This window comes from Halomonas denitrificans (assembly GCF_003056305.1).
Classification (GTDB): Bacteria; Pseudomonadota; Gammaproteobacteria; order Pseudomonadales; family Halomonadaceae; genus Halomonas; species Halomonas denitrificans.
The window spans coordinates 199498-223628 of record NZ_PYVX01000002.1 but is presented as its reverse complement, the minus strand read 5'-3'; the positions used below and the strand labels follow the sequence as shown (position 1 = coordinate 223628).

Annotated in this window: 17 protein-coding genes; 11 read left to right on the top strand and 6 right to left on the bottom strand. The window is 66.4% G+C overall.

Annotated features, from left to right (window positions below; translation table 11 throughout):
* The first annotated feature begins 6 nt into the window (after positions 1–6).
* The 4 genes from C9F13_RS07175 (at position 7) to C9F13_RS07160 (ending at position 4340) form a co-directional block, all read left to right on the top strand.
* Positions 7–1380, top strand: coding sequence for a malonyl-CoA decarboxylase (locus C9F13_RS07175; RefSeq protein ID WP_108445560.1), 1374 nt, complete (start codon positions 7–9; stop codon positions 1378–1380).
* Positions 1377–2894 (top strand): malonate--CoA ligase, encoded by a 1518-nt coding sequence (locus C9F13_RS07170; protein WP_108445559.1) that lies wholly within the window; start codon positions 1377–1379, stop codon positions 2892–2894. Before C9F13_RS07175 ends, C9F13_RS07170 begins: the two co-directional genes overlap by 4 nt.
* 8 nt (positions 2895–2902) lie before the next feature.
* The gene (locus C9F13_RS07165) at positions 2903–3505 is read left to right on the top strand and encodes a 2-hydroxychromene-2-carboxylate isomerase (RefSeq protein WP_108445558.1); all 603 of its coding nucleotides are present in this window, start codon (positions 2903–2905) and stop codon (positions 3503–3505) included.
* 85 nt (positions 3506–3590) lie between these two features.
* Complete coding sequence (locus C9F13_RS07160; protein WP_108445557.1) at positions 3591–4340, top strand: haloacid dehalogenase type II; 750 nt, start codon at positions 3591–3593, stop codon at positions 4338–4340.
* A gap of 159 nt (positions 4341–4499) precedes the next feature.
* Here C9F13_RS07160 and C9F13_RS07155 read toward each other — a convergent pair whose 3' ends face one another.
* Positions 4500–5114, bottom strand: a complete 615-nt coding sequence (locus C9F13_RS07155) for a flavin reductase family protein (protein WP_108445556.1) — start codon at positions 5112–5114, stop codon at positions 4500–4502.
* Between the two features lie 213 nt (positions 5115–5327).
* On the opposite strand from C9F13_RS07155, the gene C9F13_RS07150 reads away from it, so the two are divergent.
* Complete coding sequence (locus tag C9F13_RS07150; RefSeq protein ID WP_108445555.1) at positions 5328–5819, top strand: methylated-DNA--[protein]-cysteine S-methyltransferase; 492 nt, start codon at positions 5328–5330, stop codon at positions 5817–5819.
* A gap of 36 nt (positions 5820–5855) precedes the next feature.
* Here the strand turns inward: C9F13_RS07150 and C9F13_RS07145 are convergent, their stop codons facing one another.
* From C9F13_RS07145 to C9F13_RS07130, 4 genes are all read right to left on the bottom strand, one after another.
* Complete coding sequence (locus tag C9F13_RS07145; protein WP_108445554.1) at positions 5856–6191, bottom strand: hypothetical protein; 336 nt, start codon at positions 6189–6191, stop codon at positions 5856–5858.
* A 57-nt stretch (positions 6192–6248) separates the two neighbouring features.
* A complete protein-coding gene (locus tag C9F13_RS07140) occupies positions 6249–7277 on the bottom strand; it encodes a M14 family metallopeptidase (protein WP_108445553.1) in 1029 nt (342 codons plus the stop codon).
* Positions 7278–8768, bottom strand: coding sequence for a glutamate-cysteine ligase family protein (locus C9F13_RS07135; protein ID WP_108445552.1), 1491 nt, complete (start codon positions 8766–8768; stop codon positions 7278–7280). It abuts the gene before it with no gap.
* 76 nt (positions 8769–8844) lie between these two features.
* Positions 8845–9333, bottom strand: coding sequence for a metallophosphoesterase family protein (locus C9F13_RS07130; RefSeq protein ID WP_108445551.1), 489 nt, complete (start codon positions 9331–9333; stop codon positions 8845–8847).
* A gap of 183 nt (positions 9334–9516) precedes the next feature.
* Between C9F13_RS07130 and recC the strand changes: the two genes are divergently transcribed.
* Genes recC through C9F13_RS07100 form a run of 5 tightly spaced genes read left to right on the top strand, consistent with a single transcriptional unit; the run spans position 9517 to position 22162 of the window.
* On the top strand, positions 9517–13137 hold the full coding sequence (gene recC / locus C9F13_RS07125; protein ID WP_108445550.1) for an exodeoxyribonuclease V subunit gamma: 3621 nt from the start codon (positions 9517–9519) through the stop codon (positions 13135–13137).
* On the top strand, positions 13134–17156 hold the full coding sequence (gene recB / locus C9F13_RS07120) for an exodeoxyribonuclease V subunit beta (protein WP_245888723.1): 4023 nt from the start codon (positions 13134–13136) through the stop codon (positions 17154–17156). The genes recC and recB overlap by 4 nt, the downstream gene beginning before the upstream one ends.
* On the top strand, positions 17153–19351 hold the full coding sequence (recD, locus tag C9F13_RS07115) for an exodeoxyribonuclease V subunit alpha (protein ID WP_108445549.1): 2199 nt from the start codon (positions 17153–17155) through the stop codon (positions 19349–19351). Before recB ends, recD begins: the two co-directional genes overlap by 4 nt.
* Positions 19352–19390: 39 nt before the next feature.
* Positions 19391–21478 carry a DEAD/DEAH box helicase gene (locus C9F13_RS17480; RefSeq protein ID WP_157955181.1) on the top strand — a complete coding sequence of 696 codons (2088 nt, stop codon included), beginning with the start codon at positions 19391–19393 and terminating at the stop codon, positions 21476–21478.
* 51 nt (positions 21479–21529) lie between these two features.
* Positions 21530–22162 (top strand): DUF2290 domain-containing protein, encoded by a 633-nt coding sequence (locus C9F13_RS07100; protein WP_157955180.1) that lies wholly within the window; start codon positions 21530–21532, stop codon positions 22160–22162.
* A gap of 350 nt (positions 22163–22512) precedes the next feature.
* Here C9F13_RS07100 and C9F13_RS07090 read toward each other — a convergent pair whose 3' ends face one another.
* Positions 22513–22977 carry a DUF2846 domain-containing protein gene (locus tag C9F13_RS07090; protein WP_108445547.1) on the bottom strand — a complete coding sequence of 155 codons (465 nt, stop codon included), beginning with the start codon at positions 22975–22977 and terminating at the stop codon, positions 22513–22515.
* Between the two features lie 432 nt (positions 22978–23409).
* On the opposite strand from C9F13_RS07090, the gene C9F13_RS07085 reads away from it, so the two are divergent.
* A complete protein-coding gene (locus tag C9F13_RS07085) occupies positions 23410–24066 on the top strand; it encodes a 5'-methylthioadenosine/S-adenosylhomocysteine nucleosidase (protein ID WP_108445546.1) in 657 nt (218 codons plus the stop codon).
* Positions 24067–24131 lie beyond the last annotated feature (65 nt).

Here is a 24131-nt window from a genome sequence, read left to right as displayed (position 1 = left end):
GACGACATGAACATCAGTTTTCTGCAGGAGCTCTTCAGCAGCATCACCCGACGTGAGGCCTTGCTTCGGCATCGCAGGAAGGGCCGCCACCACTTCGTCCACACCGACCTGCTCAAGGCCTGCCGCACCCTGCTGAACAGCGACGGCGAGGCCTCCAGCATCGCCCTGGCGAGCCGCGCCCTGGACATCTATGCCGGGCTCGACCCCACCGAGAAGCAGCGCTTCTTCGAGTGCCTGACCGCGGAGTTCTCCGCCGACCCGGCGGCGGTCGACGAAGCCTACGCCGCCTATCGCGAGAGCCGCGACAACCGCGACCTGCAGGTACTCTTCGACACCTGCGAACCCAGCCGCCAGGAACTGCTGCGTCGGCTCAACCTGACCAGCGACGGCACCCACGAGCTGGTGCACATGCGCGAGGACCTGCTCGGCCTGCTGCGCGAGACGCCGGAGCTGCGCGCGCTGGATGCCGACTTCGCGCACCTCTTCGGCTCCTGGTTCAACCGCGGTTTCCTGGTGCTCAAGCGCATGGACTGGAACACCCCCGCGGCGATCCTCGAGAAGCTCATCCGTTACGAGGCGGTGCACGAGATCCATGACTGGAAGGACCTGCGCCGTCGGCTGGATGATCGCGACCGTCGCTGCTTCGCCTTCTTCCATCCGGCCCTCGGCGACGAGCCGCTGATCTTCGTGGAGGTGGCGCTGCACAAGGGATTGCCAGACCAGATCCAGGCGATCCTCGACCCCGAGACCTACGACATCGAGGACCCGGAGGCCGCCGACACCGCCGCCTTCTTCGGCATCAGCAACTGCCAGACCGGCCTGCGCGGCATCTCCTTCGGCAACTTCCTGATCAAGCAGGTCGTCCAGGAACTGAAGCAGGAGCTGCCCGACCTGAAGCACTTCGTGACGCTGTCGCCGGTGCCCGGCTTCCGGGCGTGGTTGGAGGCGACCTATCTCACGGCCGATGACGACAATGCCGGCTCCCTGGACGCCGAGTCGCGTACGCTGCTCGAATCCCTCGACGATCCGGAATGGCTCCAGGACCAGGCGCGCTCTGAGCAGCTTCGCGACCTGATCCGGCCGCTCGCCGCACGCTACCTGCTCGAGGAGAAGAACGCCAAGGGACTGCCGCTCAACCCCGTGGCCCGCTTCCACCTCGGCAACGGCGCCGAACTGCACCGCCTCAACTGGCTGGGCGACATCTCGCAGAAGGGCATGCAGCAGTCCGCCGGCCTGATGGTCAACTACCTCTATGTCCTCGACGACATCGAACGCAACCACGAGCAATACATCACCAGCGGCAAGATCGCCCACTCCTCGGCCGTGCGTGACCTGAACCGCCGTGCCCGTAAGCTGCTCAAGGGAGAACCCGCCAGATGAACCAGAACCTCTTCCACACCTTTGCCCAACGCATGCGCGAGCGAGGCGACGCCGACTTCATCACCACCCGCCAGGGCACGGGCTACCGTTATGCCGAGGCCCTGGCCGCCACCGAGCGCCTGGCCGGCGCCCTGACTGCGCTGGGGGTGACGCCGGGCGACCGGGTCGCCGTGCAGGTCGACAAGAGTCCCGAGACGATCCTGCTCTACCTGGCCACCCTGCGGATCGGCGGGGTCTACCTGCCGCTCAACACCGGCTACACGGGCGACGAAATTCACTACTTCCTGGCCGATGCCGAACCGGCGCTGTTCGTCTGCCGCCCGGAGAATCTCGACACGGCCCGTGGCATCGCCGCCGACACGGGCTGCCCGCAGGTGGCGACCCTCGGCATCCAGGGCGACGGCAGCCTGATGGAGGAGGCCGAGCGCGCCACCCCGCGCGACGATATCGTCGAGCGCGATGCCAACGACCTGGCGGCGATCCTCTACACCTCGGGCACCACCGGACGTTCCAAGGGAGCCATGCTCACCCATCGCAACCTCGGCTCCAACGCCGCCACCCTGGTCGAGGCCTGGCACTTCAACGAGCAGGACCGGCTGATCCATGCCCTGCCGATCTTCCACACCCATGGGCTCTTCGTGGCCTGCAACGTCACCCTGATGGCCGGCTCCAGCATGCTCTTCCTGGCGAAGTTCGATGCCGACGTGATCTTCGAGGAGATGCCCCACGGCACGGTGATGATGGGCGTGCCGACCTTCTATACCCGGCTCGTTCAGGACCCGCGCCTGACCCCGGAGGTGACCGCCAACATGCGCCTGTTCGTCTCCGGCTCGGCCCCGCTGACGGCCGAGACCCACCAGGAGTTCGAGGCGAAGACCGGCCATGCCATCCTCGAGCGCTACGGCATGACCGAGACCAACATGAACCTCTCCAACCCCTACGACGGCGCGCGTCGCGCCGGCACCGTGGGCATGCCGCTATCCGGCGTGGAGTACCGCATCACCGACCGCGAGTCCGGCGAGCCGGTGCCCGAGGGCGAGATCGGCATCTTGCAGATCCGCGGGCCCAACGTCTTCGTCGGCTACTGGCGCATGCCCGAGAAGACGCGCGAGGAGCTGCTGGAGGACGGCTTCTTCATCACCGGCGACCTGGCGATGGTCGACGAGCGCGGCTACATCCACATCGTCGGCCGCGACAAGGACCTGGTGATCTCGGGGGGCTACAACGTCTACCCCAAGGAGGTCGAGCAGGTGATCGACGAGCTCGAGGGCGTCAACGAATCCGCGGTGATCGGCCTGCCACACCCCGACTTCGGCGAGGGCGTGACGGCCGTGGTGGTCCCGCAGCCGGGGGTGACGCTGAGCGAGCAACAGGTACTCGACTTCCTGCAGGGGCAACTGGCCAAGTACAAGCAGCCCAAGCGGGTCTTCTTTGCCGACAGCCTGCCGCGCAACACCATGGGCAAGGTGCAGAAGAACCAGCTGCGCGATAAGTACCGGGACACCTACCGCTGAGCCCTCCAATGACCAAGACGATCCGCTACTACTACAGCCACGTCTCGCCGTGGAGCTACCTCGGCCATGAGCGCCTCGGCGGCATCGCCGCCCGCCATGGCGCCGTCATCGACTACGTGCCGATCAGCATGGGCACGATCTTCCCTCGGACCGGTGGCCTGCCGCTGGCCAAGCGCGCGCCCGAGCGCCAGGCCTACCGCATGGCGGAGCTCAGGCGCTGGCCATCGCGGCTCGGCATCCCCCTCAACGTGGAGCCGGCGTACTTCCCTACCGATGATCGCCCGTCGGCCCGGCTGACCCTGGCGGCCAAGGCCCGGGGCCACGACATCGCCGGCCTGTCGCTGGCCATGATGCGGGCCTGCTGGGTGGAGGAGCGCGACATCGCCGACCTCGAGACGCTGCGCGAGATCGCCGATGCCTGCCGGCTGGAGGGCCGGGCGCTGCTCGACGAGGCCCAGAGCGATGCCGGACGCCAGCGCCTCGAGGACGCCGGCCAGGCGGCCCTGGCCGACGGCTGCTTCGGGGCGCCCTGGTACGTGGTCGACGGCGAGCCGTTCTGGGGACAGGACCGCCTGGAGCTGGTCGAGGCCGCCGTCGGTCGACGACTCTGAGGAAAGCGGTCCCGGGCCGGCGCCGCTCGCCCGGGCCCTCCTCGACACCGGTTCGTCCCTCCGTTCAACCCCAGGGAGATCCCCGATGCCCCACCCCCCCTCCGACCTGGCCGAGGTCAGGGCCCTGGCCTTCGATGTCTTCGGCACCGTGGTCGACTGGCGCAGCAGCGTGATCCGCGAGGGCGAGGCGCTTGGCGCCGCGCGCGGCCTCGAGGTGGACTGGGCCGCCTTCGCCGATGCCTGGCGGGCCGGCTATGCGCCGGCCATGGATCGGGTACGCCACGGCGAGCTGCCCTGGACCCGGTTAGACGACCTGCACCGCATGACGTTGGACGACCTGCTGGAGCGCTTCGCCATCGCCGAGGCCCTGGACGAGGCGGACCGGGCACACTTCAACCGCGTCTGGCACCGACTCGATCCCTGGCCGGACAGCGTGACCGGCCTCGCCCGGCTGCGCCAGGGCTATGTGCTCACCACCCTCTCCAACGGCAACGTCTCGCTGCTGGTGAACATGGCGAAACGCGCCGGACTGCCATGGGACTGCGTGCTCTCCGCGGAGCTCGCCGGCCATTACAAGCGCGACCCCGAGGCCTACCGCATGGTCGCACGCCTGCTCGACCTGCCCCCCGAGGGGATCATGATGGTCGCCGCCCACCAGGACGACCTGCAGGCGGCCCACCGCGAGGGCTTTCGTACCGCCTTCGTGAAGCGCCCCCTGGAGCATGGCCCCGATGCCACGCCAGACCTCTCCGTCGATCCCTGTTTCGACCGGGTGGCCGACGACTTCCACGACCTGGCCGACCAGCTCGGCCTTTCCGAGGGCCCCCGCCGATGAAGATCGTGATCCCCGACGACTACCAGGACGCCGTGCGCCACCTCGACGCCTTCGACAGGCTGGCCAGCCCATCGTCAATCTCGCCGAGGCCGGCTGACCCGACGCCCCTTTCCGGGCGTGGAGTCAGCGACTGCCTGCCTCCTGGCTCATGACGCAAACCTAGGCCGGGCGCTCCACCACGAAGAGGTCGGTGGTGCGGGCATAGTCGCTGCCGGCCATGCGCCCGATGGGCCTGAGGCCCTCGCGGTCGATGTGGCGCCCGTCCCAGATGGCGTCGTCGACGTGGATCGAGATCACCTCGGCGAGCACCAGGTTGCCGGCCAGGGGCTGGTCGCCGAAGCGGATGATCTCGCGCAGGCGGCAGCCGAAGGCCACCGGTGCGCCTGCCACCCGAGACACCGACAGCCCTGGCATCGGGTGCTTCTCGAGCCCCGCATGGGAGAACTCGTCCTCATGGGGCCCGAGGCCCGCACTGGTGGCGTTCATTTCCTCGACCAGCCCTTCGCCGCTGATGTGCACCACGCACTCCGCCACCTCGTCCAGGTTGCGGATGGTGTCCTTGGCGTTGCCGTCGCTGTCGAGCAGTGGCGAGAAGCCCAGCACCGGAGGATTGACACTGACCACGTTGAAGAAGGAGAACGGCGCCAGGTTGTCGTTGCCTGCGGCATCCCGGGTCGAGACCCAGGCGATGGGCCGGGGGCAGATGCTGCCCGAGAAGAGACGGTAGATCTTGCCGGGGCTCAGGCCGTGCTCGTCCAGCAGGTAGTCGCTCATGGACTTCTCTCCGGTCGCTGATGGAAGGTCACTCGATGGTAACCGCTCGACCGCCCATCGCCGAGCCCCCTCTCCGGCGCCGTCCCGACATGTCACGCCCCCTGGCGGCGGCCGCCGGCGGGGGCCCTTTTTCATTCAATTCGACGCGGCGAAGCGGCTAGACTGATAGGACACGCCGCGCGACCCAGGTCGCCTCAACAGGGAGCCACGACGATGACGGACCACGCCCTGGACTACTATCGTCCACCGGAATCCGACGCCCTCGGCCTGATCCGCCTGCGCGCCAGCGCCGACGGCCTCACCGAGATCGCCTTCGTGATGGAGGCCGAGGAACCGGCCCGTCCCAGTGCGGCCACCGAGCAGGCCCGCGCCCAGCTCGACGAGTACTTCGCCGGCGCCCGCCACGCCTTCGACCTGCCCCTCGCCCCCGAGGGCACCGACTTCCAGCGGCGCGTCTGGCAGGCGCTCGCCGACATCCCCTTCGGCGAGACCCGCTGCTACGCCGAGATCGCCGAGCAGCTGCACTGCCGCGGCGGCCAGCGCGCGGTGGGCGCCGCCAACGGCAGGAACCCGCTGGCCATCGTGGTGCCCTGCCACCGGGTGATCGGCAGCGACGGCCGCCTCACCGGCTACGCCGCCGGTCTCGGCCGCAAGCAGTGGCTGCTGGCCCATGAGGCCGGCGAGGTGCCCTTCGCGCTGACCTGAGCGCCGCCCCGACGACTCCCTTAAACGCCGAGCGCATCACTCGTTCGGCGCCGCCACGTCGCGATACCAGGCGGCGTAGGGCGTGTTCTCCACCTTGCGCCGGGTGAAGTCCGGCGCCCCGTCGGTCCACCACACCGGCCCACGCTCACCGAGCGCCCGCTTCGCCTCGTCCACCCCGTCGCGGGCCTCGCGCTCTGCCTGCGGGTCACTCCCGCGCTTCGCCTGGGCCACGGCCCGCCGCGCGCGCATCAGCCGCTCGACCCACGCCTGACGCTCCGGTTCGGGAAGCGCCGGGTTCGTGCATCGCCAGAGGCGGCCGCGCACCACGATATAGCGGCCGTCCGGGGTGGTGAGGGGCGTCGAGGCGGTCATGGTGAAGCGTGACTCCGGGTCAGGGGGAGGAAGACGCGTCGGCGGTGGCCGCCTCGCCTACGCCAGGGGGACCACATAGAAGAGGCAGTCGCTGCGGGCGATCTCGCTGTTGGTGGTGGCCATGAACAGGCGCAGCTGGCGGCGAGCATGAAGCCGCCCTTCCCGCACGCAGAACAGCTCGTCGACATGCTCCCGGCCATCCCCGTCCCGCGCCTGCAGGCAGGAAAGGCCCTGGGGCCCCAGCCAGCCGAGCGGCGCGGCCGAGGAGGTCACGCCGCGGTTGTGCTCGTCGATCCGTGCCCAGAGCGTCACATCCACATCGGGACGGGGCAAGCGGTCGTAGGCGACGCTGGCGCCGGGGCGAAGCTCCACCCGCAAGGGATGCACCAGCACCTCGAGCCCCGCCGCGGGAGGCAGGGCCGTCAGGTCCGGACACTCGGCGAGCAGCCGATAGAGGCCCTCGGCCACGTCACGGGCGGCGGGTTGCAGGGCGCCGCCGCACTCGAGGGTGAAGACGGGACAGTCCGCCAGTCGCGGCCGCTGGAGCGGCAGCTCCATCAGGCTGCCCAGCCGCATGTCGGTGACGATCAGCTGCTCGCAGAAACGCCCGGTCAGGGCCTCGACGACCGGGTGGCGACCGGTGGCCACGGCGAAGGCGGGCCCGTTGCCGGAGGTGTTGTGCAGGTCGATGATGCATTCCGGTGACCAGGCCTCCAGGTCCCGGATGATGGCCCGGGCGAGCTCGCCGGCCGGCCCCTCGAAGGGGGGCCGGAAACAGCGATTGAGGTCCCGGTCGTCCGGGGTATGGCGATGGGTGAAGGCCGGATGCGACAGCGCCCCCCGGACGTTGGCCAGCAGCACCGCCAGCCGGGTACGGGGCCGCGGACGCTCCCCCAGCCAGCGGTGCAGCGCCAGGGTGCCGGAGGGCTCGTTGCCGTGCAGCAAGGTGGTCACCACCCGGCAGCGCCGGTCATCCTCGCCCTCGAGCATCAGCCAGACGGGCCCGCCGAGGCTCTGGAGCCAGGCCAGGACCTCGCGATCGTCGACCGGCGGGTCGGTGATGACCGGCAGCGACAGTCCCTCCATTCACTCCTCCTGGGGCCAGCGCGCCACCGGCCGGTTGGTTGCCGCCGCCGCCCGATAGGCGTCGAGCAGGCGATGACAGGCCCTGGCGCGGGACAGGCCCTGCCCTTCGAGCTGCGCCAGCATCCGACGCTGCCAGCGGGCACCGCTGGTGCGCGCCTGGAGGCGCTCGGCGATCACCCCGAGGTAGGGGTGGCTGTCGGCATCCGCCACGCCCAGGGCCCGCAGCCCCCGCTGGGCCTCGGGCAGCAGCCATTCGAGCAGCGTCACCACCGGCGTCTCCTCCAGGCGGTGATGCTTGCGATGCGGCCACATCAGCCGGGCGTCCAGCCCCGACTGGGCGGCACGATAGAAGTTGTATTCGGCATAGCGGAACGGCATGGCGCTCAGCCACTCGGTGATGTCGTCGCGCAGGGCCGCCACCAGCCCCAGCAGCAGCGCCGCGTTGGCCACCATGTCCACGGCGGTCGGCCCCGACGGCAGGGCGCGCATCTCCACCCGCAGGTGGCCGCCGTCGCCGGGGTCGTAGACCGCCCGGTTCCAGGGCCAGATGGTGCCCATGTGCAGACGCAGCTCGGAAAGCCCCGGCGCCGTAGTGCCGGGCGGCCGCTCCTCGGGGCGGCTGTCGGACATGAGCGGTAAAAGCGGCGGGTAAAGGGCCACCGCCTCGGCGAACAGCTCGAAGGCGCCCTCGCGCACCCAGCCCTGGCCGAAGGTCACCCGCGCCGGCTGCTGCCAGCGATCGGCGCCGCGCATCCGGCAATCCACCGCCTGCTTGAACAGGGCGATGCGGGTCTCGTCCCACAGCCGGCGCTGCAGGAAGAGCGGTGAGTTGGCGGAGAGCGCCAGCACCAGCGGGGTGACGATCTGGACGGTGTTGAAGGTCGCGGCGAAGCGCTCGGGGGGCACCCTCAGGTGGAGCTGGAAGGAGGTGTTGGCCCCCTCCAGGACCACATGGTCGCTGCTGACCCGCACGCTGTCCTCGCCCCGGATCTCGACATCGAAGGGCGCGCCGCGCAGCCGCTTGAGGCTCTGCTCCAGGGCGCGATAGCGCGGCAGGTCACTCATGGCATGCTCCCCCAGGTCCGTCCGGCGCAGGGTGGGGAGGATGCCGATCGGCACCACGTGGGCCCGATGCGCCGCCGCAGCCGTCTCGAGTCGCGACAGGGCCTGCAGCAACTGGCGCTCCAGGGCATGCAGCGGGCCGCCCGCGAGCGGCAGCGGCGCCAGGTTGTACTCGATGTTGAAGCGGTTGAGCTCGAGCTGCAGCTGGGGATCGTGCAGGGCCTCGACCAGGGCCTGGTTGAGCAGCGCGACCCGGCCCCGGTCGTCGACGATGTAGGCCTCCAGCTCGGCGCCGATGCTGGGTGCCCCCGCCCCAAAGCCCGGCTGGGCGAGCACTTCGCGCAGCACCTCGACGCTGTCCCGCAGGCGTTTGCCGAAGCGCCGGAAGTCCGACGCCGCGAAGGTGTCGCGGTCGATGATCGCGCCCATGGCATCCACTCCCCGGAGCGGCCGTCTTTTTCACCAGTCTAGGTAAAGGCGCCGGGGATGGGATGCCAAAGGCGAATTACAGCGGCAGGTGGAGGATGGCGCCGCGCAGGGCGGCCTCGTCGGCCCACAGCTTGCCGAGGGTCAGCGGCAACGAGAAGCGCCGCCGGCCGGCGCCGCCGGGATTGAACAGCAGCCGGCCCTCGCGCCACTCGTTGCGCGCCTTGTGGGAGTGGCCGTGGAGCACGGCATCGCAGGCGGTGGCAGCGTCGAAGTCGGCGATATCGTGCACCAGGTGCAGCCGCCAGCCGTTGATCGCGAGATCCAGCTTCCAGGGCAGCCGCTCGGCCCAGGCCGCGGTGTCGACGTTGCCGCGCACGGCGTGCACCGGCGCCAGCTCGGCCAGCCGCTCGAGGATCGCCTCGTCCCGGTCCCGGCTGCCCACGTCGCCGAGATGCAGGATCAGCCCGCACCCCTCGAGCATCGCCAGCGCCTCGTCGCGCAGCGTGCCGTGGGTGTCGGCGATCACCCCGACCGGGGCGTCGAGGTCGAAACGCTCGGTCTCCATGCGCCAGGCTCCCTTTCATGCGATTGGGCTCCATGGTGACGCCGCGGGCTTGGCCATGCCAGAGCGTCAGGATGCAACGCCGTCGACGACTGAGTCCTGGCTCACCAAGGTGCCGGCCACGTTTATGCGGGCGGGCTTTTGCGGCACCATGGCAGCCTGCCCGCCCACCGCGAAGGATTCGCCATGCTCTCACGCCTCTCCCAGGGAACCGAGCTCACTCCCGGCTTCATGGTGATCCACGGCAACCGCCTGGAGGCGCTGCGCGACCTGGCGGTGGAGTGGATTCGCCACCACCCGCTGGGGCCGCTCGAGGACGAGGTGATCCTGGTGCAGAGCAACGGCATCAGCCAGTGGCTGAAGCTCGCCCTGGCCGCCGACCCGCCCGCGGGCGCCGGCATCGCCGCGGCCATGGACGTCACCCTGCCGGCGCGCTACCTGTGGCAGGCCTACCGCGCGGTGCTGACCCAGCAGGACGGCCCCGACGCCGTGCCGCCGGCCTCGCCGCTCGACAAGCCGCGGCTCGTCTGGCGGCTGATGCGCCTGCTGCCGGAGCTCACGGACGACGAAACCTTCGCGCCCCTGGCGCGCTTCCTGGCCGACGACGAGGACCGCCGCAAGCGCCACCAGCTCGCCGAGCGCCTCGCCGACCTCTTCGACCAGTACCAGGTCTACCGCGCCGACTGGCTCGCCGCCTGGGCCGAGGGCCGCGACGAGCTGATCGACGCCCGCGGCCAGGCGCGTCCCCTCGCCGAGGACCAGCGCTGGCAGCCGGCGCTGTGGCGGCGGCTGCGCGATGACATCGGCGAGGCCGGCCTCGCCACCAGCCGGGCCTGGGTGCACACCCGCTTCCTCGAGGCGTGCCGCGAGCTCACCCCCGAGACGCGTCCACCCGGCCTGCCGCGCCGGGTGGTGGTGTTCGGCATCTCCTCGCTGCCCCGCCAGACGCTGGAGGCGCTGGCCGCGGTGTCGAGGGTCACCCAGGTGCTGCTCTGCGTGCACAACCCCTGCCGCCACTACTGGGCGGACATCATCGAGCACAAGGATCTCTTGAGAGCCGCCCGCCGGCGCCAGCGCCACCGCCCCGGCATGCCGCTGGAGCTCGACGACACCGAGCTGCATCTCCACGCCCAGCCGCTGCTCGCCGCCTGGGGCAAGCAGGGCCGCGACTACCTGCGCCTGCTCGACGAGTTCGACGACCAGGACGCCTACCGGGCGCTGTTCGACGCCGAGGCGATGCGCATCGATCTGTTCGACTCGCCCGCCGAGGCCGAAGCACCGGGGCTGCTCCAGCAGCTGCAGGACGACATCCTCGAGCTGCGCCCGCCCCAGGAGACCCGCGACACCTGGCCTGCCGTCGACCCGGCGCACGATCGCAGCCTGCGCTTCCACGTCGCCCACAGCCCCCTGCGCGAGGTGGAGATCCTCCACGATCAGCTGCTCGCCGCCTTCGACGCCGACGCCACGCTGCGCCCGCGCGACGTACTGGTGATGGTGCCGGACATCGACACCTACGCCGCCGCCGTGCAGGCGGTGTTCGGCCGCCTGGCGCCGGACGACCCGCGCCATATCCCCTTCACGCTCTCCGACCAGACCAGCCGCCACCGCCAGCCGCTGCTGGTGGCGCTGGAGGCGCTGCTGCACCTGACGGAGGCGCGGCTCACGGTTAGCGACCTGCTCGACCTTTTGGAGGTACCGGCCCTGCGAGGGCGCTTCGGGCTGGACGCCGACGCCCTGCCGGTGCTGCGCCGCTGGATCGAGGGCGCCGGCATCCGCTGGGGGCTGAACGCCACGCAGCGCGCCCGGCTCGACCTGCCCGGCGGGCTCACCGCCAACACCTGGGCCTTCGGCCTGCGCCGGCTGCTGCTGGGCTACGCCGTCGGCGACACCGCCGACGGTCCCTGGCACGACATCGAACCCTTCGGCGACATCGGCGGCCTGGAGGCGGCGCTCGCCGGCCCGCTGATGGACCTGCTCGACGCCCTCGAGGCCCAGTGGCGCGCGCTTTCCGAGCCCGCCGACGTGGCCACCTGGTGCCGGCGGCTGCGCGGGCTGCTGGCCACGTGCTTCGCCGCCGAGGACGAGGCGGACCTCGCCACCCTGAGCCGCCTGGAGGAGCTACTCGAGGAGTGGCAGGAGACCACCGAGGACGCCGGCCTGACCGAGGCGTTGCCGCTCTCGGTGGTGCGCGAGCACTGGCTCGGCCAGCTCGACGAAGCCAACCTCTCCCAGCGCTTCCTGGCCGGCGCGGTGAACGTCGCCACCCTGATGCCGATGCGCGCCATCCCGTTCCGCCACGTGTGCCTCTTGGGCATGAACGACGGCGAGTACCCGCGGGTGCAGCGGCCGCTGGACATCGACCTGATGGGCCACGACTACCGCCCCGGCGACCGCTCCCGCCGCGAGGACGACCGTTACCTCTTCCTCGAGGCGCTGCTCTCGGCCCGGGACAGCCTGATGATCAGCTGGGTCGGCCGCAGCATCCACGACAACGCGCTTCGCCCGCCTTCGGTGCTGCTCGGCCAGCTGCGCGACCACCTGGCCGCCGGCTGGCGACTCGCCGGACGAGAGCACGAAGAGGACGCCGGCCAGGCGCTGCTCGACGCCCTGACCACCGAGCACCCGCTGCAGCCGTTCAGTCGCAGCTACTTTGCTGGCGGAGAAAGGCTGTTTACCTACGCCCGGGAGTGGCGGGCCGTTCACCAGGCCTCGCCGGAGGCCGTGGCCGACGGCGAGCTGCCGCCGATGGAACTCGACACCGCCCTGCCGTTGGCGCGGCTCAGCGGCTTCCTCAAGGACCCGGTGAAGGCCTTCTTCACTACCCGGCTCGGCGTCTATCTCGAACGCGAGGCGCTGGAGAGCCCCGACCACGAACCCTTCGCCCTGGACGGCCTCGACCACTGGCAGCTCCAGCAGGCGCTGATCGAGGCCGGGCGCCGCGCCGTGGACGAGGGCGCCTCGCCGACACCCGCCGTCCACGACACCCTGGCGCGCCTGGAGCGCGAGGGGCGGCTCGCCATGGGCGGCTTTGCCGAGCTGATGCGCGAGCACCTCGTCGAGCCGCTGGACGACCTCTTCGAGGCCTACGCCGAGAAGCTCGAGGCCTGGCCCCACGCCTGGGAGACGCCGGCGTCCGTGTCGCTGGAACTCGCCACAGGCGAGGCCCCGCTGCAGATCGAGGACTGGCTGGACGGCCTGCGCGAGAACGACGAGGGCGAGCGCTGCCGGCTGGTGCTGATGACCAGCAGCCTGGTCAACAAGGGCAAGTACAACTGGAAGCACTGGCTCGCCCCCTGGGTCGGCCATCTCGCCGGTCAGCTCGCCCTCGGCCCCATGACCACGGTGCTGCTCTCCCGCGCCGGCGGCGGCACCCTGGCGCCGCTGGACGAAGCCACCGCGCGCCAGCACCTGGAGGCCATCGCCCGCGCCTGGCTCGCCGGCATGGCCGCGCCGCTGCCACTGGCCCGGGACACCGCCTTCGCCTGGCATGAGAAGGGCGGCGACGAGAACGCCCTGGCCCGCGTCTTCGGCAGCGACGAGAAGGCGGAAGAAGCCGACCTCAAGGCCTGGAAGGCCGCCGCACGCGTCTTCGAGGGCGACGACTACACCGCCGGCGAGCGTGACCGCGATCCCTACCTCGCCCGCCAGTGGCGTGACCTCGCAAGCCTCGTTCGCCACCAGGCCGCCGGCCGGCGCTTCACCGAGCTGACCGCGGCGCTCTACGCCCCGCTCCACGACACCGTGAAGGCCAAGGGCGGCGGCGATAAAAAGGCAGGCGGCAAGGGCCAGGGAGGCAGCAACTCATGAACTCGCCCGATACCGCTCGAAATAACGTGGAAACCGTGCAGGCGGCCGAGACCCCGCGCCTCGACCCGGTGGCGTTACCGCTCACCGGCAGCCGGCTGATCGAGGCCAGCGCCGGCACCGGCAAGACCTTCACCATCGCCCTGCTCTACCTGCGCCTGGTGCTCGGCCCCCGGAACGAGGAGGACGCGGTCAGCTTTCCGCGGCCGCTGACCCCGCCGGAGATCCTGGTGGTCACCTTCACCAACGCCGCTACCCAGGAGCTGCGCGACCGCATCCGCGCGCGGCTGGTCGAGGCGGCAGAGGCCTTCTCTCCACAGGCGCCCGACGACGCGCCCAAATCGGGGGCGACTTCTGATTCCGTGGCAGGTTGCGATAGCCACGAAGGGGCGCCGGGGGCAGGTCAAAGCGGAGGTCATTCGACAGGGATGTCGAATGTAGCGCCCACGGAAGGGTTCACAGCGCCTCCGCGGCGACCTGCCGCCGGATCAGCCCCGTCCCAGAACGAAACCGGCGATCTCTTCGCAGAACCTTCTGTGGATAACACAGAGCCCGAAGCAGAACTCTCACCAAGCAGTGAACCGCCGAGCAGCGATCCGCTGCTCGCCCTGCGCGACAGCTACCCCCACGAGAGCTGGCCGACCTGCGCCCGCCGGCTGCGGCTGGCCGCCGAGTGGATGGACGAGGCCGCGGTCTCCACCATCCACTCCTGGTGCCACCGCATGCTGCGCGAGCACGCCTTCGACAGCGGCAGCCTGTTCGCCCTGGAGATGTCGCTGGACCAGTCGGAGATGGACCTGGAGATCGCCCGGGACTACTGGCGCTGCTTCTACTACGACCTCGACCCCGAGGCGCTGGCGATCGTCGCGCGCTACTGGACCACGCCGGACGCCCTCAACGACACCGCCGCCCGGCTGCGCACCCACGCCGCCGCCCTGCCCGCGGCGCCACCGCCCTTTGAGGCGCTCGCGAACTACCGCGAGCAGCGCGCCGCGGCACTCGCCGAGCTCAAGGCGCCCTGGCAGGCCTGGCTCGACGAACTGGAAGCCCTGCTCGAGGCCGCCGCCCAGCGCAAGGCCTTCAACGGCCAGAAGCTCAACGCCAAAAGCCGCGCCAACTGGCTCGCCGCCCTGCGCGAGTGGGCCCATGACCCCGAACTCGCGAGCCCCGATCTCACCCCCGCCGCCTGGAAGCGGCTGACGCCCGACGGCATCGCCGAGATCTGGAAGGAAGAGCCGGCCCCGAACCTGCCGGCGCTGGAGGCGCTGGAAGAGTTGCCGGAGAAGCTCGCCGCGCTGCCCGACCCGTTCGCCGACCTGCTCGCCCACGCCGTGCACTGGATGGCCGCGCGCCGTGAGACCGTGCAGCGCCGCCGCGCCGAGCTCGGCCCCGACGACCTGCTGCACCGCCTGGACGCCGCCTTCGCGGGCGAGGCCGGCGAGACGCTCGCCGCGCGCATCCGCGAGCAGTTCCCGGTGGCGCTGGTCGACGAGTTCCAGGACACCGACCCGGTGCAGTACCGCCTCTTCGATCGGGTCTACGAACTGGAACAGAATCGCGATGACAGCGCCGTGCTGCTGATCGGCGATCCCAAGCAGGCGATCTACGCCTTCCGTGGCGCCGATATCCACACCTACCTCCAGGCCCGGCGCGACACCGCCGGCCGCCACGTCACGCTCGGCACCAACTTCCGCTCCGCCGAACCCATGGTCGCGGCGGTCAACCGGGTGTTCGAACACGCCGAGCAGAGCGACGCCGGCGCCTTCCTGTTCCGTCGCGGCGACGACAATCCGGTGCCGTTCAGCCCGGTAGAGGCAAACGGCAGGAAGGACTCACTCACGCGAAACGGCGCCACACAGCCGGCGCTGACCCTCTGGCACCTGGCCGCCGACGAGACGCTTTCCAAGGGCGCCTACCTGGCTGAGCTGGCCGGGCGCTGCGCCACCGAGATGGCCAGCCTCCTGCGCGAGGGTCAGGCCGGGCAGACGGGTTTTGTGAAGGCCAGTGGTGAAGAGCAGGGAGAGCTGCGACCACTGGCGCCGTCGGATCTCGCGGTGCTGGTCAACAACGCCTCCGAGGCCCGCGCCATCCGCGCCGCCCTGCTGGCCCGCGGCATCCGCAGCGTCTACCTCTCCGACAAGGAGGGCGTGTTCGAGACCGAGGCCGCCGCCGAGCTGGAGGGGTGGCTCGCCGCCTGCGCCGCGCCGGACGACGAGCGCTGCCTGCGCGCCGCGCTCGCCACGCCGAGCCTGGGGCTCTCGCTTGCCGAGCTCGACGCCCTGAACGGCGGCCCCCAGCAGGACGAGCTGGCCTGGGAGGCACGGGTGATGCAGTTCCGCGACTACCACCGCCAGTGGCAACGCCGCGGCGTGCTGCCCATGCTGCACCGGCTGCTGGCCGACTTTGCGGTGCCCGGTCGGCTCCTGGCCGTGCCCGAGGGCGAACGACGGCTCACCGACCTGCTACACCTCGGCGAGCTCTTGCAGGAGGCCAGCACCGAGATCGACGGCGAGCACGCCCTGCTGCGCTTTCTCGCCGAATCCCGCGCGCATCCCCACGCGCAGTCTGACACCCACCGCCTGCGCCTGGAGAGCGACGCCGACCTGGTGCAGGTGGTGACCATCCACAAGTCCAAGGGCCTGGAGTACCCGCTGGTGTTCCTGCCCTTCATCGCCGCCTTCCGCCCGGTGAAGCAGGGCGACCTGCCACTGCGCTGGCACGACGACGACGGCCACCTGCGCCTGACGCTCTCCGCCGACGAGGCGACCCTGGCCCGCGCCGATCGCGAGCGCCTGGGCGAGGACCTGCGCAAGCTCTACGTCGCCCTGACCCGCGCCCGCCACGCCACCTGGCTCGGCCTGGCGCCGCTGGACGCCATGGAGCGCAGCGCCGTCGGCCACCTGCTCAAGGGCGGCGAGGAGCTCTCGCCCGAGGCCCTGCGCCCGGCCCTCGAGGCGCTGGCGGACGCGGAGGGTCACGAGAGAGGTCGGGTGACGGTGATCGACGCCCCCGAGGCAGAGGCCACGCCGGTCGAACTCGCCACCGACGACACGCCGCTCGGCCATGCCCGCGCGCCCGGCCGGACGATCCGCGAGCACTGGTGGATCGCCAGCTACTCGGCGCTGCGTACCGGCGCCACCCCGGATGAAGAAGCTGAGTCCGCCGTCCAGGCCGAGCCGACGCCCGAGCCCACCACCGCCGACGAGGCCACGGCGATGGAGGTGATCGACGAGCCCTTCGACGCGGCGGCCGCCACAGTGAGCGAGGGCTCGCTTCACCGCTTCCCCCGCGGCCCCTCGGCGGGCACCTTCCTGCACGGCCTGCTGGAGTGGGCCGGCGAGGAGGGCTTCGCCCGGGTGGCCGAGGACGCCGAGCTGCGCGCCGACACCCTGGCCCGGCGCGCCAACCGCCGCGGCTGGGAGGGCCAGATCGCCGCCCTCGAGCAGTGGCTGCCGGAGTTACTGACCACACCGCTGCCGGTGCCGGATTCGGACGATGGCGAGGCCGCGCCGCTGCGCCTCGACGCCCTGGACGGCTACCGGGTCGAGCTGGAATTCTGGTTCGCCGCCCACCAGGTGAACACCCGCCGGCTGGACGCCCTCGTAAGCGCTCACACACTCGGCGGCCGGCCGCGGCCGGCGCTCGAGCCCGATACCCTCAACGGCATGCTCAAGGGCTTCATCGACCTGGTGGTGGAGCACGAGGGGCGCTTCTACGTGCTCGACTGGAAGTCCAACCACCTGGGCGCCGACGACGCCGCCTACACCGAGGCGGCAATGGCTGAGGCCGTGCTCGAGAAGCGCTACGACGTGCAGTACTGCCTCTACCTGCTGGCCCTGCACCGGCTGCTCGCGGCCCGGCTGCCGGACTACGACATCGAGCGCCACCTGGGCGGGGCGCTCTACGTCTTCCTGCGCGGCACCCGCGCGCCCTCCCGCGGCGTGCACGCCGAACGCCCGCCGAGCGAGCTGATCCTCGCGCTCGATGCCCTGTTTCGCGCCGCCGAGGAGGCCACCGCATGATGCCGGATACCCCGAACCACACTGCCGCGCCCGAAGCCGCGCTGATGCAAGCGCCCGAACAGGCGCTGGCCGATCACGCGGCGCTGTTCGCCCTGCTCGACCGCTGGGTGGCGCGCGGCTGGCTGCGCTCGCTGGACCGCGCCTTCGCCGCCTTCCTGCACCGCGAGGCGAAGGGGGAAAATGGGGTAAGTGAGGCCTCACCCCTGCTGCTGTTGGCGGCGGCCCTGGCCAGTCACCAGCTCGGCCGCGGCCACGTCTGCCTGGACCTGGCCCAGACGCTCGCCACCCCGGACCTCGCGCTCTCGCTGCCGCCGGAGGGTGACAGCCTGGAGGACCCGCCGCCGCTGCCCAGCCGGGTGATGGCCGCGCTCGAGCTGGACGCCTGGCGCGCGGCGCTGGCCAAGCCCGAGCTCGTCGCCGATGGCCCCGGCAGCACCCCGCTGGTGCTCGCCGGCACCGCCGCCCGCCCCCGGCTCTACCTGCGCCGCTACTGGCAGCACGAGCAGGATATCCACACCCGGATCAATGAGCGGCTCGGCGAGGCGAAAAGCGACGACGAGACCCCGGACGCGACCCGCCTGCGCCCGATCCTCGACGCCCTCTTCCCCCACCGGGGCGATGCCCCGCACGCGATCGACTGGCAGAAGGCCGCCTGTGCCCTGGCCGGCCGCTCGCGCTTCGCGGTGATCACCGGCGGCCCCGGCACCGGCAAGACCACCACCGTGGTGCGCCTGCTCGCCCTGCTCCAGGCGCTGGCGCTTGAAGGCCAGGGGAAAGGCGAGAGTGAAGGAGAACAGGCCCTGCGCATCCGCCTGGCCGCCCCCACCGGCAAGGCCGCCGCCCGGCTCAACGAGTCCATCGCCGGCCAGGTGGCCAAGCTCGACCTCGACGGCCTGGCCGACGATCCCGAGCGGCTGCGCGGGGTGATTCCCAAGGAGGTCTCGACGCTGCACCGGATGCTCGGCTCACGCCCCGACACCCGCCGCTTCCGCCACGACCGCCACCACCCGCTGCCGCTGGACGTGCTGGTGGTGGACGAGGCCTCGATGGTCGACGTGGGCATGATGGCCGCGATGCTCGAGGCGCTGCCGCCCCGGGTGCGGCTGGTGCTGCTCGGCGACAAGGACCAGCTCGCCTCGGTGGAGGCGGGCTCGGTGCTCGGCGACCTGTGCGCCCGGGCCGAGGGCGGCCACTACACCCCGGCCACCGCCGAGTGGCTGAGTGAGGCCACCGGCCAGCCGCTGCCCGCGGAGACGCTGGATGCCGATGGCAAGCCACTCGACCAGGCCATCGCCATGCTGCGCGTCAGCCACCGCTTCACCGCCGACAGCGGCATCGGCCAGCTGGCCGCGGCGATCAACCTGGACGCCGAGCCCGCCGCCAAGCGCCGTACCATCACCACGGCGCTTACCCACGGCTTCACGGACCTCTCGCACCACAAGCTTTCCGCCGACGACGAGCGCGGCCTGGCCCGCCTGGCGGTGACCGGCTGCCCCGAGCGCTTTCCGAATGCCAAGGCAGCCGACGCACCGCCGGTGGGCTATCGCCACTTCCTGAGCGTGATGGCCGAGGGACGACCGGCGGACGAGGCAGATCAGGCAGCCTTCGATGACTGGGCAAGAAAGGTGCTCAAAGCCCACGGCGACTTCCAGCTGCTGTGTGCGCTGCGCCGCGGCCCCTGGGGCGTGGAGGGCCTGAACGAGCGGGTGCGCCAGGCGCTGGAGCGAGAGAAATTGATCGACAGCCAGGATGGCCGCCAGCGCTGGTACCCCGGCCGCCCGGTGCTCGTCACCAGGAACGACTACGGCCTGGGGCTGATGAACGGCGATATCGGCATCACCCTGGACATGCCGCGCCCGGACGTTTCACCCGGCGACGGCAGCCGCCGCATGCTGCGGGTGGCCTTCCCCGCCGGCGACGGCACCGACCGCATCAAGTGGGTGCTGCCCTCGCGCCTGCAGGCGGTGGAGACGGTGTTCGCGATGACGGTGCACAAGTCCCAGGGCTCGGAGTTCACCCACGCCGCCCTGGTGCTGCCGGACGCGCCGAACCCCATCCTCACCCGGGAGCTGGTCTACACCGGCATCACCCGCGCCCGCCACTGGCTGACGCTGGTGGAAACCGGCCGCGGCCAGCTGATGGACGCGGCGCAGCGGCGAGTGATGCGAGTGAGTGGATTTTCTGGTCGCTATTAATTAGTATTATATTAAAATCTTATAACTTATGGTGCAGTAATGCTTGATATAGTTTTTGGAAAAAAAAGCAACCCTCAAGCTGTCGACATCCTTGTCGAATCTTTAAAACAATCTTCTGCCAGTGGAACTCTATACATAGGATACCCAATATTCGATGTCGATGATGAATCACTCCTCACAGATGCATTATTGATTAGTCAAGAGAACGGAGTCATCGCGTTTGACTTGACCACAGCATCAGAGACTTCTCCAGAAAAAATAACAGAGTACCAAGACGATCTTTTTAGAGGCCTTCTTAAGAAGTTTCTTGCTGAAAAACAGCTTGTGAAAAAAAGAAAACTCACCTTTGAGATAGAGGTTTTCTCTTTACGCAACACCGATGACTTAGATGATGTAGAAATTGTAACACCTGACTCTATGGAAGAGTCTCTATCAGAATGCCAACCGATTAACGAAACCCAATTCAAAGTAATAAATGCAACAATTCAAAAAACAGGAGTGCTAAAACCCTCCAAAAAAAGGAAAAACGTCACAAAGGATGAATCTTTTGGTGGCGTAATGCGAAAAATCGAAAAAGAAATTGCCAACCTAGACAGTTGGCAGAAAAAAGCAGCTATCGAAACTCCAGATAAACCGCAAAGGATTCGCGGCCTTGCTGGATGCGGAAAAACCATCATACTTGCCATGAAGGCAGCATATCTTCATGCATATGAACCAGAAAAAAAAGTAGCCGTAACCTTTCAATCAAGAGCCCTGTACCAACAATTCCAGAAGCTCATTGAGAAATTCTACTTTGAACATACTCGAGATGAACCTGACTATACCAACCTAAAAATCAGGCATGCTTGGGGAAGCAACTCAGATGTTGGCATATACTCTGAGATATGTGAAAGACTAGGAGTTGAGCCATTAAACTTTTCGTCTGCAAAAGCCAAATACGGACAAGAAAATGCGTTCGGCGGCGCATGCCAAGAGCTTCTTGACTTCATAGACCGCCATGGTAATAACGACCCAATTTATGACTACATATTGATTGATGAAGCACAAGACTTTCCGGAATCATTCTTCAAGCTTATTTATCATTTTGTAAAGCACCCAAAGAAAATTGTCTGGGCTTATGATGAACTTCAAAACTTGGGTGACTTTTCTATGCAGCCACCTGAAGTTTTATTTGGAAAAGACGCTAATTCTACGCCGTATGTTTCTCTAGAGAATGAAGAAGGTAAACCCCAACAAGATATAATGCTTCCCATATGCTACCGAAACCCTCCTTGGACGCTCACACTAGCTCTGGCTTTAGGATTAGGGATCTACCGTAAAAGCGGGCTAGTTAGAATGTTTTCTGATCCGGCACTATGGAAGAATATCGGCTACGAAACTTACGGGGGAAAACTCAAACTGGGAGAGGGAGTCACTTTACAAAGAAGCCAAGATAGAACGCCAGACTATTTTTACGAATTCATCCACCCTGATGAAGCAATTCTATATAGCGCTTTTGATAGCAAAGGCTCACAAGCAGAGTGGATAGCCAGTCAAATAAACAAGAACCTAACTCAAGACGAACTAGAGCACGAAGATATACTTGTAGTCTTCCCTGACGCTTATACTTTAGCTAGCGAGTCATCTCATCTGGTTCACAGTCTACGTAAACATGGAATTGACAGCCACATCGTGGGGAAAGGCACTAGCCGTAACACAGTGTTTATTGATAACTCCATCGCTATAACGCATATATATAGAGCGAAAGGCAACGAGGCTCCTATGATATATGCTGCAAATTCTCACTTTTGCTACGCTGGCCTTGAACTTGGAAAAAAAAGAAATGCACTTTTCACGGCGATAACTCGAGCCAAGGCATGGGTTAGAATCACTGGCGTAGGGCCTTCAATGAAAGCCCTCTGCGCAGAAATAGAGAACACTTTTGAAAACAACTTCATGCTGGATTTCAAATACCCTACAAAGGAAGAGCTTATTGAACTGGAAGACGCATATAAAGATCAAAATGATGAAGAGAAAAAAGAAATCCAAGAAGGATTTAGCAAAATAAAGAAATTAAGGCAGATGTTAGAAAAAGGGGAAATGTCTATTGAAGATGTACCTGAGGATCTAAGGGACATTTTTATATAAAGGTGGAATATGCAAGCTACGCCACAAAACCTAGTCTCTTGGATTAACGATTTGACCTATTTATGGCAACAGGCAGGTCTTGTCCTAGACTCAAGAGCTCACAGTGTTTTCAGAAAGGCCGACGAAATCCTTGAAGTAACTTGGGGGAATGACGGTTACGTATTAAACAAAGAGAAGTTTTGTTCTCTTTCTGAATATACATCACTTTTAGAAAACAGACAGTATTCAGTGCTTTTATCAGATGGTGCAATACTTCAATTCTCCTTTTCTTTGAAAAGAAACAGGATAATCAAACACCGTCTCTGCTGGTATCCATCACCTATTGACCTAGAGTCAACAGATCTAGAAGTAGAAAGCATAACAGATAAGATACTGGAACACATGGGCAACGGAGATCTTGAGAAGTTCATACCTAAAAGCCCAATAAGGTTTGACTATTGTGAAGCTGACGCGACAGACGAACACCCAGAAGTACACATGCACATGAGTGTTGAAAGCTGCAGAATCCCTGTTCGCACTCCGCTCTGCTTGCAAAAATTTCTCAAATTTATTGTAGAAAACTTCTACCCTGAACTACACTCAAACTCCCCGCTGATAACAAAGATAAAGTCTTTTCCAGGGAAAGACACATTGACCGAACATCAAAAAAGAAAAATGCATATAAACATAATATCAGGAATATAAAATTCCGACATATATCCACTAGCCCTTATGCAGAAAGGGTAAAAACCAAGATAAAATTTGTGAAAAAACTTTAACCACATGACACATGACCTAGCCCGCCATGATGGTGGCTTTATTGGGCTTCGGGAGACTCTCGGGATGAATAAGACACCGCCGTATCGGCGCCGCTGACGAAGCTCGGAGGCCAATCGATCCTCTTCGTGATGGCGGCTGAGCCTGAGTACGGCCCGCATCTTCGGAAGCGCCTCACGCCCTTCATGACCGGCGCGGGGCCGGTCGAGGCGGCGGTGGAGCTCACCGCCGCGCAGGCTTCTATTTCCCTGTCGGATAATTATTAAGAGAGCATATTATTAGGATGAGCAGGTCCCACTGACGGCAAGGTCCAGCTCGGAAACGGCATTACGCCCCTCTTCTTCGCCCACCAGCTTTAGGTTGGCGCCGCCGACAAAAACACCCATTTTTATGTACTGCTTGATAAAGTAGTTTTTCCCCTTCTCGGTTTCCAGAGAGATAACATTCGGGGAAAACTCAGACTCCGTGGCTATACTGTGGCGCTCATCACCCGGAACTTCCTTATAAAAAAACACCTCCTGAGCAGACTCCCCGACACACTCCTCATTGACCCATATGTCTTTTTTAAGCGCCGCCCCCACCCCGGCTTCTCTGTAGATATATAGGCCTGCCATACCATCAGAAGGCGAATTAAATGCTTTCAGTTTTTCCGACTTTCCTGGGCTTTCCATGGGCACTGAGGCACAACCTGTCAGAAGAAGCACTGCCAGTGCAATAAAAACCAGAATACTTTTCTTTAACATGACATCCCTACGTTTCAATATGTTTTTGTCATAACCACCAGCTTACTAAGCTGAAACTCTGCAAACCTCCTTATCCAGACATACTTCTCTGGGTTTCTCGGCAGAGCCGACCATAAGCGAAGAACGTACTCCCCTGTGAGGAAAGTGACGTCCAAGCCATGAGTCTGGTCACGCATTTTTCGCAGCAAGATCTTGCTGGCAGGCAACCCGGTCCGTGAAAACATTCACTGACGGGGAACTACTGCTAGGGAACTGTCTTGGCGGAGAGAGTCTGGCAGAAAACCTGACCCTCAGAAAATAAATCACATAATTGGCCGTGGCAGTTCCTTTGCACATAGGCCCGGTCGCTAGCTTAGACCGACAGCATGTAGCCTGTCACCATCTGGCAAGATGTTTTGAATTCGTGTTGATGAACTTAAGGAGACTCTCGGGATGAACAAGACACCACGCGCGCCGGCGCCGCTGACGGAACTGGGCGGCCAGTCGATCCTCTTCGTGATGGCGGCTGAGCCTGAATACGGCCCGCATTTGAAGGAGCGCTTTGTGCCCTTCATGACCGGCGTGGGGCCGGTCGAGGCGGCGGTGGAGCTCACCGCGGCGCTGGCGGGGTTCGAGGCGCGCGGACGGCTGCCGGACCTGGTGGTGTCGCTGGGCTCGGCGGGCAGCCGGGCGCTGGAGCAGACCGAGGTCTACCAGGCGACCTCGGTCGCCTACCGCGACATGGACGCCACACCGCTCGGCTTCGCCACGGGCGTCACGCCCTTCCTCGACCTGCCGGCCACCCTGCCCCTGCCGCTGCGCATCCCCGGGATTCGCGAGGCGACGCTCTCGACCGGCGCCGGTATCGTCTCGGGCGCGGCTTATGACGCCATCGCCGCCGACATGGTGGACATGGAGAGCTACGCCGGCCTGCGCGCCTGCACGCGCTTTTCGGTGCCGCTGATGGTGCTGCGCGGCATATCCGACGGCAAGACGGAGCTGAACCATATCGATGACTGGACGGAGTACCTGCACGTCATCGACGAGAAACTGGCCGGCGCCGTGGACCGTCTCGATGCGGCGATCCGGGAGGGGCTGCTGACGCGCTGAGCGCCGGGCCCGGGGTGCCGTTCAGTGCCGCCCGGGCGCCGAGCTTCCAGGCTGGGGAGGAGGTT

Bases quoted from the DNA above. Each gene is read 5' to 3' on its own strand.
- recB (WP_245888723.1), top strand. From the start codon at position 13,134: ATGAACTCGCCCGATACCGCTCGAAATAACGTGGAAACCGTGCAGGCG.
- C9F13_RS17480 (WP_157955181.1), top strand. From the start codon at position 19,391: ATGCTTGATATAGTTTTTGGAAAAAAAAGCAACCCTCAAGCTGTCGAC.
- C9F13_RS07150 (WP_108445555.1), top strand. From the start codon at position 5,328: ATGACGGACCACGCCCTGGACTACTATCGTCCACCGGAATCCGACGCC.
- C9F13_RS07170 (WP_108445559.1), top strand. From the start codon at position 1,377: ATGAACCAGAACCTCTTCCACACCTTTGCCCAACGCATGCGCGAGCGA.
- C9F13_RS07090 (WP_108445547.1), bottom strand. From the start codon at position 22,977: ATGTTAAAGAAAAGTATTCTGGTTTTTATTGCACTGGCAGTGCTTCTT.
- C9F13_RS07165 (WP_108445558.1), top strand. From the start codon at position 2,903: ATGACCAAGACGATCCGCTACTACTACAGCCACGTCTCGCCGTGGAGC.
- C9F13_RS07160 (WP_108445557.1), top strand. From the start codon at position 3,591: ATGCCCCACCCCCCCTCCGACCTGGCCGAGGTCAGGGCCCTGGCCTTC.
- C9F13_RS07175 (WP_108445560.1), top strand. From the start codon at position 7: ATGAACATCAGTTTTCTGCAGGAGCTCTTCAGCAGCATCACCCGACGT.
- C9F13_RS07085 (WP_108445546.1), top strand. From the start codon at position 23,410: ATGAACAAGACACCACGCGCGCCGGCGCCGCTGACGGAACTGGGCGGC.
- recD (WP_108445549.1), top strand. From the start codon at position 17,153: ATGATGCCGGATACCCCGAACCACACTGCCGCGCCCGAAGCCGCGCTG.
- C9F13_RS07140 (WP_108445553.1), bottom strand. From the start codon at position 7,277: ATGGAGGGACTGTCGCTGCCGGTCATCACCGACCCGCCGGTCGACGAT.
- C9F13_RS07135 (WP_108445552.1), bottom strand. From the start codon at position 8,768: ATGGGCGCGATCATCGACCGCGACACCTTCGCGGCGTCGGACTTCCGG.
- recC (WP_108445550.1), top strand. From the start codon at position 9,517: ATGCTCTCACGCCTCTCCCAGGGAACCGAGCTCACTCCCGGCTTCATG.
- C9F13_RS07155 (WP_108445556.1), bottom strand. From the start codon at position 5,114: ATGAGCGACTACCTGCTGGACGAGCACGGCCTGAGCCCCGGCAAGATC.
- C9F13_RS07130 (WP_108445551.1), bottom strand. From the start codon at position 9,333: ATGGAGACCGAGCGTTTCGACCTCGACGCCCCGGTCGGGGTGATCGCC.
- C9F13_RS07145 (WP_108445554.1), bottom strand. From the start codon at position 6,191: ATGACCGCCTCGACGCCCCTCACCACCCCGGACGGCCGCTATATCGTG.